This is a genomic window from uncultured Boseongicola sp., assembly GCF_937988555.1.
Classification (GTDB): domain Bacteria; phylum Pseudomonadota; class Alphaproteobacteria; order Rhodobacterales; family Rhodobacteraceae; genus Boseongicola.
The window spans coordinates 1-3040 of sequence record NZ_CALJXO010000385.1 but is presented as its reverse complement, the minus strand read 5'-3'; the positions used below and the strand labels follow the sequence as shown (position 1 = coordinate 3040).

General features: G+C 52.0%; 3 protein-coding genes. 1 reads left to right on the top strand and 2 read right to left on the bottom strand.

The annotated features are described in order from the left end of the window. Positions 1–564: UPF0149 family protein (locus Q1B15_RS22895; protein WP_299758476.1), on the bottom strand; the 564-nt coding region annotated here is incomplete at its 3' end. A 499-nt stretch (positions 565–1063) separates the two neighbouring features. Between Q1B15_RS22895 and Q1B15_RS22890 the strand changes: the two genes are divergently transcribed. After that, positions 1064–1498, top strand: a complete 435-nt coding sequence (locus Q1B15_RS22890; RefSeq protein WP_299758474.1) for a DUF3010 family protein — start codon at positions 1064–1066, stop codon at positions 1496–1498. A gap of 37 nt (positions 1499–1535) precedes the next feature. On the opposite strand, the gene Q1B15_RS22885 is transcribed toward Q1B15_RS22890, so the two are convergent. Further along, positions 1536–1913 (bottom strand): SDR family oxidoreductase, encoded by a 378-nt coding sequence (locus tag Q1B15_RS22885; RefSeq protein WP_299758472.1) that lies wholly within the window; start codon positions 1911–1913, stop codon positions 1536–1538. Between the last annotated feature and the right edge of the window lie 1127 nt (positions 1914–3040).

Below are 3040 nucleotides of genomic sequence, written 5' to 3'. Positions count from 1 at the left end.
ATTCCTTCCAACTTTCTTTCCGTGGAACGGGATTGACGATCTGAACGGCTCGTCCTCAGGCGGAAAGAGGTCGGACTGAGTTAGCCCCTTGGTCCACCGATTAAGCGAAATGATCATGACTATGATCAGATCCGGCGCCTTGTCTCGCAGGTCTTCGATTGAGCTCTCAGGTAGGTCACTATCACCCTCCTCGATACCATGGAGCGCGAGCATCATGTTGACCGAATCGCCCGCATCGTCATCGCCGCTCTCAACGATCTGCTCCCAGGTGTGCATCCTGAGGCGCATAGCGCGTTCGAAGCCCGACACCCACATCTCCCAAATGGTCTCGTCCGTGCTCGTATCGTGCTCAAATACCGGGCCGTATTCGAGCTCTGGCGGAATCAGCGACTGCGCGACGTCATTGTAGTGCCCCATGATGAGGTCAAGCGCCTGCTTGAGTGCCTCCTCGGACTCAAAGTCAGGGGTCCCATGCGAACCCCAAACATGCGGCAGCCACTCGCTCGGTTTGATCAGCTCCGGGCATACGATAACACCGGCACAGAATCCGTCGAACTCCGACAGTAACTGTCACATTCCGTCCTCGTCTGTCTGCGACAGGAGCAAGGTATAAAGGGCGTTCAAACGGTCGTCGGCTGGCATCGGATTCTCTGCTATCACATCTTGGCGCATCGTGAACTCGGCTAGATCGCTTTATTTGGACTGCCATTACGCTCGATCGGGTCTGGACCAAGGGCGGCTAATCTGAAGTCGTGATAGTATTTTCAGAGGCTAGGGACAATCAAGTCGCCTTGGTTCCATGGACGATCAATGACTTTTAAGAATTTGTTTCTATTCACTTTTATTTATTTATTGGCGTCTTTGTCGGGAAAAACACACTCCTGCGGGTTTAGCAAAGGTCCTAACGTCTTTCTCAATAGGTCGTTGCGGCGTCTGGATCGACTTGCATGACGGCGCTTACGCGGCATTCTCTGGACACAGAAAAACGCTTACTCTTCATTGAAAGGCCGCATCGACGCTTTGGATCTTCAGGTTCAGAAAAGTGCCAATGTGGATTTGTCACATGAAGGAATGGCACATGAAAGTATGCGGATGTGAGATATCGGCCCAGGAAGTTCGGCTTGCCGTTGTCTACCTAAATGATGACGGCGACGTGGAGTTGCTTCGATTAAAGACCACACGATTAGAGCTCGAGGATGATACATCCGAGGCGGATCTGCGATTATTACTGGCGACTCTTCACGAATTTGCTCGTGAGAACGAGATAGATATCTTTGCAGTCAAAACCCGTGCCAAGAGAGGTAGAATGGCTGGTGGAGCCGTATCCTTCAAAATTGAAACTCTGATCCAGCTCGTGCAAGGATGCCAGACTAGATTTGTCAATCCCGTGGCACTCTCTCACTTTGCTAAGAAAGAGGTCGAAGAATATCCAGAGAAGCTGCCTGTCTATCTGAAGAACGCCTTTCTTTCTGGCGCTTATGCTTTGGCTCAGGGCTGATTTCCAACTTGGGCTGCCCCCACACCATGGTGGTTTATTAGCGGACGTAGGAAGCACCATTGATATCGAGTGTTTGGCCGGTGGCATGAGTTGCCAATCCAGATGCAAAGAAGAAAATCGCATTCGCGATCTCCTCGGCTGAAGCAATTTCACCGTAAGGGAACTCGTTTATCAGCCTTTGCCGAAGTGTTGGATCGTGGTCAAATTCTGACTGTGCCATATCGGTCAGGACAAACCCTGGTGCAACGCCGTACGTGTAGATCCCGCTGCCACTATAAGCCCGCGCTAAGGTATTGGTCAGCGAAACCATTGCGCTCTTGGAGGCTGCATATGACCAGTGCTCCGGGGAGCCTCCGCGAAATGCTGCCCGAGTTGCCACATTTACAATGGAGCTGCCCGCAGGAAACTGAGCCACACAATCCGAATTGAAGCCACACTTGTCGCAGCGATCCTATTGACGACAGCCGCCTTGACTACTGTCAGCGTGCCCGACGAAGCCAATCAGACCACCGATGCGATCAATTCGATGTCACAGCACTCAAACCTAAACAGATGGGATTTCTCTTGAAATCTGACACGCGGGCAAACTCGGCGCGGTTCAGACCTAGCCTATTCCGTCGCAGAATGACCTCATCGAGCCAAGTACAAAGCCAGCACGACTTTCTGGGGATTTCTAACGGAGTTCCGCAGCAAAACATGCTTTTTAGCGTTAGCAAGCTTTAGGCGCGCTACTGTTAATAGTCTTAAAGCCCTGTCGCGTCTGTCGTAGATTGCCCGAATGCGCGAACCAGGATTTCCGATCGCAGACGTAGCCATGCGGGCTTGCCTGGGCATCCAAGCCTGCACCTCTCGCGATGCCTCAATCCAAGCTCTGTCAGCGGCCAGGTAACTTCTGTAGGTCTTGGTCAAGAGGCGGCGACGAAGTTCCAGATCGGTATGCATCTTAGTATTCCCCATTTAATAGTTAGTGAACGCGTGGGACACAGAGACCGCCGCAATTGCGCGACGGTCTGTGGGGGCATCTCGATGACACGTTTTCCAAAATATTATCTGAACATGAAGTGCATCAGACTCACCCTCGTGAAAACTATAGCACAATTACGGCCTATTTTGCAGAGAAAATGTTAGAAGTCTATCGCCCGCCAGAGATTTGGGTTTGGTCGCCCTTCATTCAAGCAGCCTCAGGAAAACGGAAACGCGCCAATAAAGTCGTCAAACGACATTCATCGACGAGCGGTACTTTCAGACGAAAACGAACAAGTCTCTGCTAGGACAGTCGCTGCCCCTTATGCCCCTCCGAGACCGCGCTATTCGTCGAGAGCGGCGGCGCGGTTCGGCTTAAAGTTTGATCGGAAGTAGAGGCTGCGTTCCCTGTTGAAATAGCTGTAGACAGCTGCGAGCACCGAGGTGAATTTCTGCAGGCTTTCCAGCACCCCACCCTCGTGATCCACCGCCTGCCAAAGTTAGGCGTCTTACCGTTGATCTTCACGAGAGATATGGTTGAAAGTTGGTGATGGCCCCTGAGGGGCGGCATATCATGGC